The 16,146-nt window shown below is 42.0% G+C and carries 17 protein-coding genes, 1 other RNA gene and 3 pseudogenes; 12 read left to right on the top strand and 9 right to left on the bottom strand.

What is annotated here, in order from left to right; all coding sequences use genetic code 11:
• Nucleotides 1-15: 15 nt before the first annotated feature.
• Both D1093_RS09355 and ssrS read right to left on the bottom strand, forming a co-directional pair.
• The gene (locus D1093_RS09355; RefSeq protein ID WP_120102237.1) at nt 16-621 is read right to left on the bottom strand and encodes a 5-formyltetrahydrofolate cyclo-ligase; all 606 of its coding nucleotides are present in this window, start codon (nt 619-621) and stop codon (nt 16-18) included.
• 1,058 nt (nt 622-1,679) lie between these two features.
• Nucleotides 1,680-1,840, bottom strand: a non-coding RNA gene (gene ssrS / locus D1093_RS09350) — 6S RNA.
• A gap of 523 nt (nt 1,841-2,363) precedes the next feature.
• On the opposite strand from ssrS, the gene D1093_RS09345 reads away from it, so the two are divergent.
• Nucleotides 2,364-2,636 carry a pentapeptide repeat-containing protein gene (locus tag D1093_RS09345; protein WP_167309098.1) on the top strand — a complete coding sequence of 91 codons (273 nt, stop codon included), beginning with the start codon at nt 2,364-2,366 and terminating at the stop codon, nt 2,634-2,636.
• Here D1093_RS09345 and D1093_RS09340 read toward each other — a convergent pair.
• Together D1093_RS09340 and ykgO are read right to left on the bottom strand one after the other, a co-directional pair.
• Nucleotides 2,619-3,401, bottom strand: coding sequence for a tetratricopeptide repeat protein (locus D1093_RS09340; protein ID WP_120102229.1), 783 nt, complete (start codon nt 3,399-3,401; stop codon nt 2,619-2,621). The two genes, D1093_RS09345 and D1093_RS09340, sit on opposite strands and share 18 nt — an antisense overlap.
• A gap of 145 nt (nt 3,402-3,546) precedes the next feature.
• Complete coding sequence (gene ykgO, locus D1093_RS09335) at nt 3,547-3,672, bottom strand: type B 50S ribosomal protein L36 (protein WP_004863016.1); 126 nt, start codon at nt 3,670-3,672, stop codon at nt 3,547-3,549.
• A 325-nt stretch (nt 3,673-3,997) separates the two neighbouring features.
• Between ykgO and D1093_RS09985 the strand changes: the two genes are divergently transcribed.
• The 3 genes from D1093_RS09985 to D1093_RS09330 all read left to right on the top strand — a co-directional run bounded on the left by D1093_RS09985 (nt 3,998) and on the right by D1093_RS09330 (nt 4,933).
• Nucleotides 3,998-4,147, top strand: a complete 150-nt coding sequence (locus D1093_RS09985; RefSeq protein WP_154645792.1) for a hypothetical protein — start codon at nt 3,998-4,000, stop codon at nt 4,145-4,147.
• A 4-nt stretch (nt 4,148-4,151) separates the two neighbouring features.
• On the top strand, nt 4,152-4,274 hold the full coding sequence (locus tag D1093_RS10500) for a hypothetical protein (RefSeq protein ID WP_005775279.1): 123 nt from the start codon (nt 4,152-4,154) through the stop codon (nt 4,272-4,274).
• Between the two features lie 437 nt (nt 4,275-4,711).
• Complete coding sequence (locus tag D1093_RS09330) at nt 4,712-4,933, top strand: hypothetical protein (protein WP_005775280.1); 222 nt, start codon at nt 4,712-4,714, stop codon at nt 4,931-4,933.
• On the opposite strand, the gene D1093_RS09325 is transcribed toward D1093_RS09330, so the two are convergent.
• The 3 genes and pseudogenes from D1093_RS09325 to purE all read right to left on the bottom strand — a co-directional run bounded on the left by D1093_RS09325 (nt 4,907) and on the right by purE (nt 6,758).
• On the bottom strand, nt 4,907-5,989 hold the full coding sequence (locus D1093_RS09325) for a 5-(carboxyamino)imidazole ribonucleotide synthase (RefSeq protein ID WP_051012639.1): 1,083 nt from the start codon (nt 5,987-5,989) through the stop codon (nt 4,907-4,909). The two genes, D1093_RS09330 and D1093_RS09325, sit on opposite strands and share 27 nt — an antisense overlap.
• Nucleotides 5,959-6,258 (bottom strand): hypothetical protein, encoded by a 300-nt coding sequence (locus D1093_RS09980; RefSeq protein WP_174767407.1) that lies wholly within the window; start codon nt 6,256-6,258, stop codon nt 5,959-5,961. The genes D1093_RS09325 and D1093_RS09980 overlap by 31 nt, the downstream gene beginning before the upstream one ends.
• Nucleotide 6,259: 1 nt before the next feature.
• Nucleotides 6,260-6,758, bottom strand: a pseudogene (gene purE, locus D1093_RS09320) (5-(carboxyamino)imidazole ribonucleotide mutase).
• 851 nt (nt 6,759-7,609) lie between these two features.
• Here purE and D1093_RS10370 point away from each other — a divergent pair.
• The 8 genes and pseudogenes from D1093_RS10370 to D1093_RS10050 form a co-directional block, all read left to right on the top strand.
• Nucleotides 7,610-7,760: pseudogene (locus tag D1093_RS10370) on the top strand (DUF5993 family protein); the annotation flags it as partial.
• Nucleotides 7,761-7,775: 15 nt separating this feature from the next.
• Nucleotides 7,776-8,365 (top strand): annotated as a pseudogene (locus D1093_RS09310) (disulfide bond formation protein B).
• A gap of 1,872 nt (nt 8,366-10,237) precedes the next feature.
• Nucleotides 10,238-10,375: a hypothetical protein gene (locus D1093_RS10055; protein ID WP_174767405.1), complete on the top strand. Its 138-nt coding sequence runs from the start codon at nt 10,238-10,240 to the stop codon at nt 10,373-10,375.
• A gap of 598 nt (nt 10,376-10,973) precedes the next feature.
• A complete protein-coding gene (infA, locus tag D1093_RS09295) occupies nt 10,974-11,192 on the top strand; it encodes a translation initiation factor IF-1 (protein WP_004857577.1) in 219 nt (72 codons plus the stop codon).
• Between the two features lie 234 nt (nt 11,193-11,426).
• The gene (locus D1093_RS09290) at nt 11,427-12,155 is read left to right on the top strand and encodes a Maf family nucleotide pyrophosphatase (RefSeq protein WP_120102221.1); all 729 of its coding nucleotides are present in this window, start codon (nt 11,427-11,429) and stop codon (nt 12,153-12,155) included.
• A gap of 21 nt (nt 12,156-12,176) precedes the next feature.
• On the top strand, nt 12,177-12,509 hold the full coding sequence (yacG, locus tag D1093_RS09285; protein ID WP_174767406.1) for a DNA gyrase inhibitor YacG: 333 nt from the start codon (nt 12,177-12,179) through the stop codon (nt 12,507-12,509).
• A 216-nt stretch (nt 12,510-12,725) separates the two neighbouring features.
• Nucleotides 12,726-12,896 carry a hypothetical protein gene (locus tag D1093_RS09975; protein WP_167309097.1) on the top strand — a complete coding sequence of 57 codons (171 nt, stop codon included), beginning with the start codon at nt 12,726-12,728 and terminating at the stop codon, nt 12,894-12,896.
• A 1,064-nt stretch (nt 12,897-13,960) separates the two neighbouring features.
• Entirely contained in the window at nt 13,961-14,098 is a 138-nt protein-coding gene (locus D1093_RS10050) for a hypothetical protein (RefSeq protein ID WP_174767405.1), read from the top strand.
• A 255-nt stretch (nt 14,099-14,353) separates the two neighbouring features.
• Here D1093_RS10050 and D1093_RS09270 read toward each other — a convergent pair whose 3' ends face one another.
• Together D1093_RS09270 and D1093_RS09265 are read right to left on the bottom strand one after the other, a co-directional pair.
• On the bottom strand, nt 14,354-14,743 hold the full coding sequence (locus D1093_RS09270; protein WP_120102217.1) for a helix-turn-helix domain-containing protein: 390 nt from the start codon (nt 14,741-14,743) through the stop codon (nt 14,354-14,356).
• A gap of 494 nt (nt 14,744-15,237) precedes the next feature.
• On the bottom strand, nt 15,238-15,627 hold the full coding sequence (locus tag D1093_RS09265) for a helix-turn-helix domain-containing protein (RefSeq protein ID WP_174767404.1): 390 nt from the start codon (nt 15,625-15,627) through the stop codon (nt 15,238-15,240).
• Nucleotides 15,628-16,146: the final 519 nt, after the last annotated feature.

The raw sequence follows: 16,146 nt of genomic DNA, 5'->3' as shown, positions 1-16,146 counted from the left end.
CGTTTTAATCACATTTTAACAGTTTAAGAAACCTTTTTCTGTAAAAATTCCCTGTACCTGGAGATCATGTTCGGCTGCGGGAATAGAGGAAACCTCCTGACACGAAAATCCTATGCCCCATAAGGTCATTTTATGGCCTTGTTTTTCAAGGGCTTCAACTGCACGGTCATAATAGCCACCTCCATAGCCAAGACGATGACAGTGATGATCAAATGCAGAAAGCGGAACAATAATCATATTGGGGATAACAACGGCATTGTCTTCCCCTGGACCCAAAGTGCCAAAACGCATGGGCTCGAGAATTGTGCTCGGTGAAAATGCTCGAAAAATCATGGTGGTGGAATCAAGCACGGCTGGTAAGGCTAAACGCCCTCCGCGTGATGCTATCGCCTCCAAGAGAGGGCGTGGGTCAATTTCCGATTTAATGGGCCAATAGCCTGCCAAAATGAGGCGTGAAAAATCGGTTCCTTTTTTTTCAAGGCTTTCAAGAAAGTGGTGACAAGCGCGCTGTGAAAAAAGGGCACGCTCTTCTTTTGAAAGAGCTTCACGACGCAATAAACCATTCTTGCGCTGCTGTGCGCGAAGCGATGAAGCTGTTTCAGAAGGGGGATTATGGGTCATTTTCTCGCCAAATTATTAAGCTGTTACTTTATAAGCTTTGGGTATTTTATCTATTGTTGGCATTGTGTAAACCGCTTTATGGACAAAAGCTCGTGCGCATGAAACAAGCAGGGCTCGTGAAAAAAAGGGCACGCTCTTCTTTTGAAAGAGCCTTTTGAGGCAATAAACCATTCTTGCGCTGCTCACGCGCGAAGCGATGAAGCTGTTTCAGAAGGGGGATTATGGGTCATTTTCTCGCCAAATTATTAAGCTGTTACTTTATAAGCTTTGGGTATTTTATCTATTGTTGGCATTGTGTAAACCGCTTTATGGACAAAAGCTCGTGCGCATGAAACAAGCAGGGCTCGTGAAAAAAAGGGCACGCTCTTCTTTTGAAAGAGCCTTTTGAGGCAATAAACCATTCTTGCGCTGCTCACGCGCGAAGCGATGAAGCTGTTTCAGAAGGGGGATTATGGGTCATTTTCTCGCCAAATTATTAAGCTGTTACTTTATAAGCTTTGGGTATTTTATCTATTGTTGGCATTGTGTAAACCGCTTTATGGACAAAAGCTCGTGCGCATGAAACAAGCAGGGCTCGTGAAAAAAAGGGGCACGCTCTTCTTTTGAAAGAGCCTTTTGAGGCAATAAACTATTCTTGCGCTGCTCACGCGCGAAGCGATGAAGCTGTTTCACAGAGAGGAACTTTTGTCATGATTTCGTCATTTGTTTAGCGGTTGGTCTTGTCTCCATTGTAGCCATGGTTGCTCTTTTGTAAACTGCTGCTCAAAATAAGCTCCATCCCTTGTGAAAACAAGAATGCATTCTTCTTGTTAAAAAGCATCACAACGCGATAGACCGCTCTTGTGCTGCTCTCACGCGAAGCGATGAAGGAGCCTGTTGCAAATCTTATGAAGTTAAAGCTTATCGTCATTTTGATCGCTTAAGCCTCTTGCTTTATGGACAAAGAGGGGCTCATAGAAAAGAAAGCTTCACAGAAAAGGGAGTCTCATAGAAAAGGGCATGAACAATTTTAGTGTAGGGGCGAAAAAGTTTTAAGGGGGAAAAATGATGCAAAAAAAGGGTGATCCACAACAGCCGATGGAAAAAGTTGACCCCGGGAACCTATACAAATAGGTGGGCGCCATATGAAAAAGCCCACGGGCTTCATCAGGGACAGCTCCCTTGGAGATCACTAAGGTCTCAGGAATACGTTATTTCCTGTCGAGAAGCGCAGAACACCCCCTTTAATATAAAACAATTTCACAGCTTCTGCTAGAGATAAAATAATCTCAACCATTTATTTTTTATAAAGTTTTACAAGAGATTTTTTACATCCTCGTTGGTGATGGCGGGGAAGCGCTGAAGAATGGATGGATGGCTTATTCAAAGTATAAAAATCAAAAAAACACTGGATGGGAGAGGGAGAATGTAGCAACTTTTTTCCATTGGCAATGCTTGATGGGCGTTTTGCTTTTTCGAGCAATGTTTGATTGCTTTTTCGGGGGAAAGCTTGATTGGCGCTTTCTAGGCAAGGCTTGACTTTGATGTTTTATGGAAATGTTTGCCGGCAAAGCTTGAAGGGGAATATTTCTTATTCAAGGATGTTTGTTGAATTCAAACGAAGCACCTTTGAAGTTTTTTGTCTTATGAAGTGTATTTTAAGGCTGTTTGATCAATTATGAGAGCACGCAGGGGATATCTTTCGTTTTGATCACTAAGGTTGTAAAAAAAACATTGCCAATAGCATAGTGCTGGAGAGCGTGGTGCTGGAGGGTGCGGTGCTGGAGGGTGCGGTGCTGGAGAGCGTGGTGCTGGAGGGTGTGGTGCTGGAGGGTGCGGTGCTGGAGAGCGTGGTGCTGGAGGGGGCGGTGCTGGAGGGGGCGGTGCTGGAGGGGGCGGTGCTGGAGAGCGTGGAGGGTTTGTTTGTGGTAGGGAGCAGGGCGCATTTATTCAGTTTGAAAGGGGCCGCGCGTTTTGTGCAAACTTGCAAGAGGCGTAAGGGGGGCAGTATGATCCGTTCAAAGAGCTTGCGGTGATTGTTCGTCTAAGAGAGCCTCAATGCGCTTTTGAATCCTTTGCATTTGTGGGTAGATGCTTAAGGCCTTTTCATAAGCTTTAAGAGCAAGTTTTGGACGCTCTGTCGCTTCCATGGTAACCCCAAGTTCAAAAAAGGCAATGTAGTTACGCGGCTCAAGTTCAAGAGCATGGTTGAGATCAAGCATGGCAAGTTTGAAATCACTCAGTTGAATGTGAATCCAAGCACGTCTTATCCAGGCTTCAGCGTGGTGAGGTAAAAGGGCAAGAGCATTATCAATATAATCAAGTGCAAGCCCATAATCATCATTATTGATCGCATTTTCAGCCCATGACATTAAAAGATCAATCGTCTCACTCCCCGATTGGGACCATAAAAGTTGAAGTTGTTGACTGATCTTTTTTGCTTTCGTAACATCAGCACAATATTTTAATTCTTTCAATAAACGTAAAATTTCTGCCTCTTTGCGTTGCTGAACCTTGTCAACAGAGGAAAGCTGCTCTGAGTCGAAATCTTCAAGAATCATCGCCGATGAATCAGAATCAGAGGATGTTGCAGAGGGAGGAGGAGAATTGGGGATGAGATCATCTAAAGGTAAAAGCGATTGTGGAGAAGGACGATCTTCAGGAAGTGAAGGGGGATTTTGTCCATAGCTAGAAGAAATGAAACAAAAAATGCCCATCAAAGAAAGAAAAAAAGCGCGCTGGAAAAGACAAAAAAAACACCGCGGAAAAAATTGAAAAGCTTTTAAAATAGAAAAATCCATAAAAACAAGCCCTCAAAAGATAAATCACCAAACATTATCAAACAGTGGACTCGTCACCAATAGACTTACACCCCTTAAAAAAATCTCAAGAGAAGACTTTAAATGCCTACAAAAAGTAGGCATAAAAACATTCACTCTGAAAAAATTAGCCCTGACGTGCTCTAAAACGCGGGTTCGTTTTATTGAGGATATAAACACGTCCTTTACGGCGCACCAAACGATTGTTCCGATGGCGTTCCTTGAGTGCTTTAAGCGAATTTTTAATTTTCATCCTATTCACCGTTTAAACAGTTTACATAACACAATATCATAACAACAATAAAACAATACACGGCATACAAACATTGCCCTATGATCATATCATTGCATCATAATACAACACCATACACTTTTTCACTGTGATCACAAAAATAAAAACACACCCTTAAGGCACGCTCAATACACTTCATTAGCACAAATGAATAAGCGAAAATTGCAAAAAAGTGAGCGAAATCTAACAAGAAGACTTACGCTTGTCAAGGGTTTCTCTGCAACAAAAAGGCTATCTTGATGGTTGCTTTGAAGGACAAAATATTTGAGCAAAACAGGGATAAGGTATGAAAATAAGCTCAAAGTTTCTCAGTTTTGAACAAATAAGCTCTGTTAGAGGGGCGTTGAAGAGTTCGGGCCCCGCGCCGTTGTTGCGCCATTGGATTGTTGCATGGTGGCGGGCTTTTAAGGATGTGGTGATGTTTTTAAAAGAGTAGGGTTATGAATCCTATCAGACAAGGAGAGCTAACGGGTGGTGGCGTTGTTCGTGGCTCTTGTAAGATGCTTGAAGCGCGGAAAATTTGCCGCTTTGTAAAGTGCTGTTTTGATGGTCTTGATGAATGATATTGCTGAGATAAGAGAGAGAAAACAGTTTCTTATGTGTGACAAGCTTATTGCAAAACACAAGGAGGCTTACGTTAAGGGGAGGCTTTGTGCAAAATGCCATAAAATAGGGCATAAAATTAATGGATATTCAAGGTTCCTGAGGCGCCTTATCATTTCATGATCATTCATTGTCTGAACAAACTTAAAGAAAAAATGGAAAAATACTAAAAAAAGCTGGGAGCGTGAGAGAAGAAGAGTGCATTGCATTGTGAGAGTGCTTTTTCTATGGGGGCAAGAGACAAGTCTATTCCTTAAAGGTTGGAATGAAAAGGGTATGAATGGGGGAAGAATGATGTTGTGAAAGGTGGAGGAAAGGCAAAACTGAGTGCGACAGTGGATGGTTTTAAGTCGTGGAGGGAGATTTTTGAAAAGGGAAGGCACTGTTGGATTGTTGAATGGTGCGTTTTTTTGTTTTTTTTTCAGAGGGAGGCATGGAGGAGAAGGGAATTGGCAGGAAAGAAAGCCGTGAGGAGCGGCAAGAATTAGAGGCGTGGTTGGCCGAGCCGTTGGATAGCGGTGTTGGGTGGAAGTTTTTATTCTTTCAGTTCATTCGCGGGGGAATGGATGAAAAAATGTTTGTATATAGGGGGTTAAGATTTATTCGCTGGTCCCGTTAATTGAATGACATGGCCCATTTTGCGGTAGGGTTGGACAGTGCTTTTGCCATATAAATGGATCGAAGTGCGCTCTTGCGTGAGAAAATATTTTAAAGTGTTCAAATTGCTCCCAAGAAGATTGGTCATTTGGCAATCACTATGGCGATAGGGGCTGCCTAAGGGCAGACCACAAATCGCACGAATATGCTGCTCAAATTGTGAGGTGATGCAGGCTTTTTGCGTCCAGTGACCAGAATTATGCACACGCGGGGCTAATTCATTCACTAAAAGACGACCATCCGTTAAGACAAAAAATTCAATGCAAAGAACACCTACATAATGAAGAGCATTCATCACTGTGACGCTGATATCTTGCGCGGCTTTTTGCACTTCAAGGGGAATATGAGAGGGAACAAACGATTTATGGAGAATGCCGTTTTGATGTTGGTTTTCAGGACAATCATAAAAAATATGCGTCCCTTCTTTTGTCCGCGCTGAGAGAACCGAAATTTCCGATAAAAAAGGAACGATTTCTTCCAAAATACAAGGCTGTCCTTGAAAAGTTTTTAAGGCTTCTTGACAGGTTTGTTCATCGGGACGATCAAGCTTGAGCTGATTTTTTCCATCATAACCAAAACGACGTGTCTTTAAAAGAGCACGTTTACCTAAGGCATCAAGAGCAGAAATAAGAGAAGAAAAATCGTCAACAGCATGCCATGAGGCGGTGTTGATCCCTTGATCCCGTAAAAATTGTTTCTCAAAAAGTCGGTCTTGTGCGATCTCTAAGGCGTTGGAAGAAGGATAAACAGGCTTGTCCTTCTCTATATATTGAATCGTTTCAAGTGAAAGATTTTCAAATTCATAACTGACAACATCACACTGCGCAATCAATTCATCTAAGGCTGATGTATCATCATAGGAGGAAACAATATGCTTATTGGCTGTTTGAGCGGCTGGGCAATCAGATTCAGGGCAAAAAATAACCGTTCGAAATCCTAATTCTGCGGCCGCTATGGCGAGCATGCGTGCTAATTGTCCACCGCCGATTAAACCAATGATACTACCTGGAGGGAGCATGCTAGAAGAGGCCGGCGTGCTGGAGATAGTAGGCGTGCTGGAGGGTGCGGTGCTGGAGGGGGCGGCGTTGGAGGGCGTGGAGCTGGAGGGGGGCGGTGCTGGAGGGGGGGGTGGAGCTGGAGGGCGTGGTGTTGGAGGGGCGGCGTTGGAGGGCGTGTTGGAGGGTGCGGTGTTGGAGGGCGTGTTGGATAGGGTGGTGCTGGATGATGGGGCGGTGTTGGAGGGCGTGGTGCTGGAGGGGGGGCGGAGGTGCTGGAAGACGGTGTCATTTTAAACCTCCGTTACAGGCGTTAGGGCGACATTGGCGGTTTGTTGCTGACGCCAATCTTCTAAGCGTTGGGCAAGATCAGGATCATAAACCGCCATAACGGCGGCGGCTAAAAGGGCGGCATTAATTGCCCCTGATTTGCCAATGGCTAACGTGCCAACCGGTATGCCTGCTGGCATTTGCACGATTGAAAGTAAAGAGTCTTGACCAGAGAGAGATTGTGAGTGAACTGGAACGCCAAAAACAGGAAGTGGCGTAAGCGCTGCGAGCATTCCAGGAAGATGCGCTGCACCTCCAGCACCAGCAATTAAAACTTTAAAACCTGCCGATTTTGCTTCTTTGGCAAATTGATAAAGGCGTTCAGGGGTGCGGTGGGCTGAGACAATATGCGAACTATGAGAAACGCCAAGAGCCGTCAAAATATCGGCACTATGGCACATCGTTTGCCAATCCGATTGGCTCCCCATTAAAAAATCCGACATCACATGATTTCTTCATCATTCTTCGTCCTTTTCAAAGATTCAAGGCGATTCTTTATCATTCGTTTTGTAAGAGTTTTATAATCTCTTTGCAAAAGCCAATTGATGACAGAGAAACAGTTTTTTTTAAAATAAGATTGAAAGGTCAAAATTTAAAGGGCAAGTACAGAAGTTCAAAAATACCCTCTTGAAGCTCATAAAACACTGTCCTTTGAGCTTTTCGCTGTTCAATATGTTGGAGGATGTTGGAGGGGAAGTGGTTAAACAGCCAGAGTGTCTTTTACTTTAAGAATGCTTTTTTGTACTTTAAGAAAATGTACTTTGAAGCAGAAAAAAAAAAATACAGACTGCAAATATATTCTGGAAAAGTCTTTGAAGACTATAAGGTTTTTTAGAAAATGTCTCATTTTTTGTTGCTAAAAAACAAATACCGTTCCCATATACTGTAATGGTGCAATTTGAAACACTATTTTATGATAAAAAGAGATTTTTTATGGCAAAACTGCGTTCTAAATAAGGATATTTTTCCAAAAAAGTACAGAGGGGTATCTTGTCTTTCAAAGGCTTTTTTTTTATTTTGCTGTTGAGGTATGGGGAAAGGGGCTCTTTCAATAATTGTTGAGATCAAAGAATAAAATAATCAACGCTTTAATGCTTTTGTTCAAAGGTATTTTGAGGCGTTTAGCTCTTTCATCATTTCTTCATATAAATGTAACGATAAGCTATAAACATAACGACAATATAAAGTGAAGGATGAATTGTGAATAATAAATCCATGGTCTCTTTTTTTTTGCCCAATTTTTAATATGTTGAACCCTCATAATAAGAAAGAACAGTTAAACACCGGATATTAAGAAAGGAGATTTAAAAGTTATGTTTTTTCCATTTTTAATCGCTTTAGGCACTGCAATAACAACGGTGTATGGCAAAAAAAAATATAAGTTATGTTTTGTGGGCTATTTTGTTCGTTGTTATTCTTCTAACCTTTAATCATCACGCAACTTCTACTTTGAATTTATCTTTTTTTGAGAGAATAGCCATGGAAAATGTTGAACAAAAAAAATCCTCATTTCGTCATTTTTTATGAATACACTAGGACTGATTGGGTTGTCCATTGTCTTGGTGGTTGCTTTTTTTTTTATTATCAATTGGTAAAATTTGAGTTACCTTGTCCCCTCTGTTTGCTGCAACGCGTTGGATTGATGCTGGCAGGATGTGGGTTCTTGCTCAATATTCACCATAGAGTGAAAAAAATACCCATTATGGGATGGTTATTATCGGTTGTATGGTCACCAGTGCTGTTGCTGCTCGGCAGGTATTTTTTTTGCATATCACACCTGATGATCTGGGATATGGTTCAACGTTCTTTGGATTGCATTTTTTATACTTGGGCTTTCATTATTTCTGTCCTTTGTATCTTTGCTGTTGCATTCGTCATGATTTTAGGTGAATTGGCACACAAGTTTAAAGAGTTTTCTTCTTTTCCAATCTTAAGTAAAACAGCAAGTTTCTTATTTGTGTTTTTTAATCGCGGCAAATTTGATTTCGACCATATTGGAATGTGGTGGTGGACAATGCGCCGATGATCCTGTAAGGTACGAATTGTTATCAAATTGGTTCCCTTCATAGTCTTGAATTTTTTAAATTATTTCTCATCATAACTTTACGATTAAAGAGGCGGAAATGTTAAAAAATCCGCTTTTTTTTTTTTTTTTACTGGGGCGATGATTCATCAAGATTGTTGATCTCCTCAAAGGGATCTTTTATCGAAAAATTGGCTTTTATGCCTATGTGCGATTGATCTGTAAAAAAAAAAAGACTTGGTTTATCGTCTTTTTTTGGGGTTTGTAATTTTTTTTTTTTAAAAAAAAAACGTGTTATCGTTGAGCGGTGTTGGACGATTCGTTCGAGGGGACTTGTCTTGAGCCGTTGGATTGTCGAGCGGTGGGGGATAAGAAATCTCGTTTGTTAAGGGGCATTAACGATAAAATTTTTTTGTTCTTGATTTTTTTTTCGCTTTGTGCTAGATAATCCTTTGTATTCATTTTGGTGCTTCTGAAGTATTTTAGATACTTTTAGAGGGAGTAGTTTAAAATTTTGAAAATTATTCCAATAATTTTCTCTAGAGGTTTGTTTTATAAGAGACGAACCTTTTTTTTTTTATCTTTTTTTTCTTGATATCTCCTTTTTTTATGAAGCCTTTGTTTTAGAAAAGCATGAGCACTTTGATGATGATTCTCCTTACAAAAAAACATTGGCATAGAAAAACAATTTATCATTGTGATTATTGAAGGCAAAAATCAAAAAGGTCTTCTCATGTCTAACTTTCTGAGAGTGAAGCCATTCAATGGATCTTTATTCATTTTAAAAAAGCACTGCTTGTGGGGCAAGATTCTCTAAAAAATTGTAAAAATGCTTTTTATGACTCCTTTTAATCACCCAAATGGGCGTGTAAAATTTTGCGCTGGTCAATAAAATAATAAACTGGTTTATCTCTATCATTGAAATTAAAATGGGAGAATTTGACGTGAAAATGAGACCGAGATTTTAAAGGCGTTTTTTTAAAAAAAGGATTGTATCATCATTTTGTACAAATATTTCTGTAAATCTTTAAAAGCGTGAAAACAGAAATACGCAAAAAAGAGTGGAGGATTGATCTGTTGTGCAAGCTTTGGGGCCGTGGTTTGGGCTTGTGGTATGGCGTGAAATGGAGGGAGCGAATTGGGGCGGAAACGTTTGTGAATGGGGGTAAGCCGTGGTGAAAAGGGAGATGTGATTGGAGGAGAGCCTCGTGTGAGTGGAAGGGCAAATTGGGATGGTGAGGGGTGGTATGATTGGAGGAGGGAGAAGTTGGGAAAGAGAGAAAGAGGTAAGTGTGTGTAGGGGAATGAGAGGATAGAATGGAGGAGAGGGAAAGTGCGTATGGATAGGTTAGGATGGTCCTGTATAAGAGGCGGCGGTGCGAAGGGATGCATGAAAAAGCGCGGAGGATAGGGGATTGTTTGGTCTTGTCTGTTCCATGTTTTTGAGGGGACGATTTGGGATAGCGCGCGGGGTTAAGAGGCTGGATTGTCGTTTGTTTTCTCAATGGTGTGGGGTGGAGGTTTTGTCTTGTGGGGGCAAGCCAATCGGTCTTTTTATTGGCAGTTTAGTCTACAGATTTCTTTAAAAATGGTAAAATGTAAAAACGTGTATCTGTAAAAAGATAAGGGTCGTTTAAGCCGTGGAGGATTGATCTGTTGTGCAAGCTTTGGGGCCGTGGTTTGGGCTTGTGGCATGGCGTGAAATGGAGGGAGCGAATTGGGGCGGAAGCGTTTGTGAATGGGGGTAAGCCGTGGTGAAAAGGGAGATGTGACTGGAGGAGAGCCTCGTGTGAGTGGAAGGGCAAATTGGGATGGTGAGGGGTGGTATGATTGGAGGAGGGAGAAGTTGGGAAAGAGAGAAAGAGGTAAGTGTGTGTAGGGGAATGAGAGGATAGAATGGAGGAGAGGGAAAGTGCGTATGGATAGGTTAGGATGGTCCTGTACAAAAAAGTGGTGGTGTGAAGGGATGCATGAAAAAGCGCAGAGGATAGGGATTGTTTGGTCTTGTCTGTTCCATATTTTTGAAGAGGTGATTTGGGATAGCGCGCGGGGTTAAGAGGCTGGATTGTCGTTTGTTTTCTCAATGGTGTGGGGTGGAGGTTTTGTCTTGTGGGGGCAAGCCAATCGGTCTTTTTATTGGCAGTTTAGTCTACAGATTTCTTTAAAAATGGTAAAATGTAAAAACGTGTATCTGTAAAAAGATAAGGGTCGTTTAAGCCGTGGAGGATTGATCTGTTGTGCAAGCTTTGGGGCCGTGGTTTGGGCTTGTGGTATGGCGTGAAATGGAGGGAGCGAATTGGGGCGGAAGCGTTTGTGAATGGGGGTAAGCCGTGGTGAAAAGGGAGATGTGACTGGAGGAGAGCCTCGTGTGAGTGGAAGGGCAAATTGGGATGGTGAGGGGTGGTATTTCTTGTCATGCTTAAACTAAGATTATCCTAAAAATTGAAAAAAATTGGATGGTAAAATTTGAGGGAATGAAATGGGAATGCTCAAAATGAAGGGTGCGGTTTTTTGAGAATAGAAAAGAGAAAACTCGAAAAACCTTTCCCTTTTTGTGGAATTTTTATTCACAAATTTGAGAAAATAGGGTATGAACGCTGGAAAATAACGCTAGCTTAATAAAATATGCGCATTATATAAGGAAATGATTGTTTATGTCAAAAGAAGAAGTTTTAGAATTTTCGGGTATCGTTACCGAACTCTTGCCGAATGCGATGTTTCGTGTAAAACTCGAAAATGATCATGAAATTATTGCTCATACTGCTGGAAGAATGCGAAAAAATCGCATTCGCGTGTTAGCCGGTGATAAAATCATGGTCGAAATGACCCCTTATGATTTAACAAAAGGACGCATTACATACCGTTATAAGTAATCTCATAGATGCCCCCGCGCTTTTTTGTAAAAGTCACAATATTCTTTCTGTTATTTTTAACAGTCCTTGAAGGGGCTTTCTCTGCATGAAAAAAGAGCAATGTTTAAAGTGACCTTGAAAAAGTGTAAAATCAGTGCGGAAAGTATACAATAAGGGTAGTGCACAATAAAGAATAAGGAGACCCATGGCGCTTAAAATAGGGGAAGAAATAAGCCGATTGTAAAAGGGGTGGAAATGAAAATTATAAAAGAGTGGGGGAAAAAGCGTTGGGCAGAAACTCTTGGGGGAAAAATGGATTTGGGAGAAGAAATTCATTTGGTGCTTGCCTCTGCTTCGCCACGGCGTTTAATGCTCTTAGCGCAAATGGGCATTGAGCCCCAACAGGTTTATGCAAGCGATATTGATGAAACGCCAAAATTAAAAGAACATCCCGCAAACCTTGCCAAACGTTTGGCAAAAGAAAAAGCACTCAAAGCGCAAGAGAGCTTGCGCTGGTACGCTCAAAAATCCCAAGAAAATCAAAACCTCCAAGAAAAATTATCTGGGCAGAAAATGATTATCTTGGCGGCTGATACGGTGGTGGCGGTGGGGCGCACCGTTCTTCCTAAACCAGAAAGCGAGGATGAGGCTTATGAATGTTTACGCTTCCTTTCTGGAAGGGCGCACAAGGTCTATGGCGCCATTTGTGCCTTGAATGAACAGGGAAAAATAACCGTAAAATTGGTTGAAACGCGTGTCCGTTTTAGACGTTTAACCTCTTTTATGATGAAGGCTTACCTTGATTCTGGAGAATGGCAAGGGAAAGCAGGTGGCTACGCTATCCAAGGAAAAGCTGGCGCTTTTGTGGTCTATATCGCAGGCTCTTATTCGAATGTCGTGGGATTGCCTTTGGCGGAAACCGCCGATCTCTTGACTGCTTATCACTATCCACTTTACGCTCAGTGGACTGAAGAGATGCCGTAGAAAAATTTGAAGGTAAGAGCTATGCAGGGTGAAAGGCAGCAAAAAGAGTGCCAAAAAGTGCAAAGCAAAAATGAAAAAAAAGAAACAGAAGAAAATTTAATGAAAGAGGAAAGAACACAAACGTTTCAAAGTCAAAGGAAGCTGCATAGTCAAAAAGGATGCTCTGAGCAACAAGATCCCCCTTTGCTAAAAGACACTCGTCCGCCGCATCCTTGTCCTATTTGTGGTCAAATGTCGCAAAAATCTGCTTATCCTTTTTGCTCACCCCGATGCCGCGCCATTGACCTTAATCGTTGGCTTTCGGGGGCTTATATCCTTCCTCCACCTTCGCAGGTTAGTGATGAAGAAGAATAAAGGGCGGATTTCTATGGTGGAGGTTATGTGAGCTTTGCGTATTGGGGTAAGGGTTGGGGGGAGGATTTGTTCTTTGGGGGAATTTGCCTTTTGAAGGGGAATAGGGGAGTGGTTTCGAAGTTTCATTGGGTTGCTTTTTAGTAAAGATGGTAAAGCGTAAAAACGTTAAATCGTAAGAAAAGAAGGAAAGTTCCAAGACGTGGAGGGTTTTATGCTTTGTGGAGGCTTGGGGGTGGGGTTTGGTTTTTTGCCATAGTGTGGAATGGGGAGAGAGGATTGGGGAGTGAAGAGTTTGTCAATGGAGGGACAAGCTGCAGGGTGGAGAGGTATGTTGAGGGCGCTGATGGGAAAGGTGGAGAGCGTGAAGGCATGCGGAATAGGGGGTAAGTGTGTGAAGGCGAATGTGTAAGGGAGAGAAGAGTGTGGGATAAGAGGCTGGATTGTCGTTTGTTTCCTCAATGGTGTGGTGTGGAGGTTTTGTCTTGTGGGGGCAAGCCAATCGGTCTTTTTATTGGCAGTTTAGTCTACAGATTTCTTTAAAAATGGTAAAATGTAAAAACGTGTATCTGTAAAAAGATAAGGGTCGTTTAAGCCGTGGAGGATTGATCTGTTGTGCAAGCTTTGGGGCCGTGGTTTGGGCTTGTGGCATGGCGTGAAATGGAGGGAGCGAATTGGGGCGGAAGCGTTTGTGAATGGGGGTAAGCCGTGGTGAAAAGGGAGATGTGACTGGAGGAGAGCCTCGTGTGAGTGGAAGGGCAAATTGGGATGGTGAGGGGTGGTATGATTGGAGGAGGGAGAAGTTGGGAAAGAGAGAAAGAGGTAAGTGTGTGTAGGGGAATGAGAGGATAGAATGGAGGAGAGGAAAAGTGCGTATGGATAGGTTAGGATGGTCCTGTATAAGAGGCGGCGGTGCGAAGGGATGCATGAAAAAGCGCGGAGGATAGGGGATTGTTTGGTCTTGTCTGTTCCATGTTTTTGAGGGGACGATTTGGGATAGCGCGCGGGGTTAAGAGGCTGGATTGTCGTTTGTTTTCTCAATGGTGTGGGGTGGAGGTTTTGTCTTGTGGGGGCAAGCCAATCGGTCTTTTTATTGGCAGTTTAGTCTACAGATTTCTTTAAAAATGGTAAAATGTAAAAACGTGTATCTGTAAAAAGATAAGGGTCGTTTAAGCCGTGGAGGATTGATCTGTTGTGCAAGCTTTGGGGCCGTGGTTTGGGCTTGTGGCATGGCGTGAAATGGAGGGAGCGAATTGGGGCGGAAGCGTTTGTGAATGGGGGTAAGCCGTGGTGAAAAGGGAGATGTGACTGGAGGAGAGCCTCGTGTGAGTGGAAGGGCAAATTGGGATGGTGAGGGGTGGTATGATTGGAGGAGGGAGAAGTTGGGAAAGAGAGAAAGAGGTAAGTGTGTGTAGGGGAATGAGAGGATAGAATGGAGGAGAGGGAAAGTGCGTATGGATAGGTTAGGATGGTCCTGTACAAAAAAGTGGTGGTGTGAAGGGATGCATGAAAAAGCGCAGAGGATAGGGATTGTTTGGTCTTGTCTGTTCCATATTTTTGAAGAGGTGATTTGGGATAGCGCGCGGGGTTAAGAGGCTGGATTGTCGTTTGTTTTCTCAATGGTGTGGTGTGGAGGTTTTGTCTTGTGGGGTGGGGGGAGAAGAAGCGGGGTTATTGGGTGTTTTTTGGAGCAATGATGGTTGGGAACTTTTTTGAAAGTACATAGAAATTAAGAATATTTTAGAGTGGCATTATCTGTCCTGTCTTATGAAATATTCTCTTTGAGAGGTGCATAAATTTTACTGAAAAGCATAGTATGAGCGAAGAATGTTTCTGTGCACTTTGGTCTAGTCAGAGATTAGACACCAAATCGCTTGCTGTTTTTTGCGGGTAAGCTCTCTAAAGTTTTTTAAAAGGGAAAATTCTTGTGCGCTATAGATGTATTGATCAGGGTGTGCGTGATGGTCTTTTGAGACAATATCCTTTGTTAAAAGATCCGCATAAAAAAAGCTTATTGGAACTTGTAGTTGTGTAGCGATTTCTAGTAAACAGCTTGCGCTTACACGGTTTAAACCTTTTTCATATTTTTGAATTTGTTGGAAACTCACCCCTAAAGAATTCCCTAATGCCTTTTGAGTAAGCTCCATGGCCATGCGTCTTTGACGAATTCTTTTGCCAATCGCAATATCAATAAAATGTGGGTTTTTGGTTTGAAATTGTGAATTTTTGGTTTGCACTTTATTTCCCCTCCGGTTGCGAGCGCCCTCGCATGGGTATTCCGGGAGGTTGGATTCACTGAACTTAAACAGTCTCTTGTTTTTAGTGCTTATCGCACTTGGACATAACAAAAGCCCCCGGAATTTCCGGGATAGCCATAATTGTTTATGCGTTAAGTTTTAAGGAATCCAACTCCTTATTGACCGTTGCGTGGACGATCAAAACACGTGTTCATCAATAAAGGAATTTCAGGAGATTGGCAAGAAAAATGAAATTATTTGGAAAATGAAATTTTTTTTGTATCGCAAGAATTATCCTCTTATTTTGTGAAACACTACTTTTTGAGGCTGATATTGGGTTTATAGATTTTACGCATTGGGGTATTTTTTTGTAAGAGAGAGTGTTGAATGTTTTAGGGGTGGGGTTGTTTGTCGCGTCTTTTAAAGTATGGTGAGGGGGCATCAATTTTAACAAAAGGGCTCTATGCGCGAAGAATGTTGCTGTGCGTTTTGGTCTAGTCAGAGATTAGACACCAAATCGCTTGCTGTTTTTTGCGGGTAAGCTCTCTAAAGTTTTTTAAAAGGGAAAATTCTTGTGCGCTATAGATGTATTGATCAGGGTGTGAGAGATTTTCTTTTGAGACAATATCTGCTGTCACAATATCTGCATAAAAAAAGCTTATTGGAACTTGTAGTTGTGTAGCGATTTCTAGTAAACAGCTTGCGCTTACACGGTTTAAACCTTTTTCATATTTCTGGATTTGTTGGAAACTCACCCCTAAAGAATTCCCTAATGCCTTTTGAGTAAGCTCCATGGCCATGCGTCTTTGACGAATTCTTTTGCCAATTGAAACATCAATAAAATGTGGGTTTTTGGTTTGAAATTGTGAATTTTTAGTTTGCACTTTGCTTCCCCTCCGGTTGCGAGCGCCCTCGCATTGGTATTCCGGGAGTAACAAGTACTGAATCCGAGTCAGTTTTTTTGCTTTTAGTGCAGACAAGCACCTGGACATAGCAAAAACTCCCGGAATTCCGGGATATCCACAACAGTGGGTTCAACTATACGCTCGGATTTAGGGCTTGTTTTCCCTCTTGATCGGTGCGTAGACGATCAAAATATCTTTTAAGTAATAAAGGAATTTCAGAAGATTGGCAAGAAAAATGAAGATACTGGAAAGGTGAAAATATTTTTGGAGCTCAAGAATTATCTCATTATCCTCTTATGTTGTATTATGCTGTAAAAAACACTCTTTAAGATTCGATATTGGGTATATAAATTTACAATTTAGGTGTTTTTGTGCGCGTGTCATGTTGAATATTTAAGGGACGGCTTGTTTGGTAAGCTTTTTGAAATACGGTCCTTTGTCCTTTGAGGGGGCTTGATCTGAATCTTATATTTTAGGGGGAGATGCGCGAAGAATGTT

Source organism: Bartonella kosoyi (assembly GCF_003606325.2).
GTDB classification, from domain to species: domain Bacteria; phylum Pseudomonadota; class Alphaproteobacteria; order Rhizobiales; family Rhizobiaceae; genus Bartonella; species Bartonella kosoyi.
This window is presented reverse-complemented; position numbering and strand designations above follow the sequence as displayed.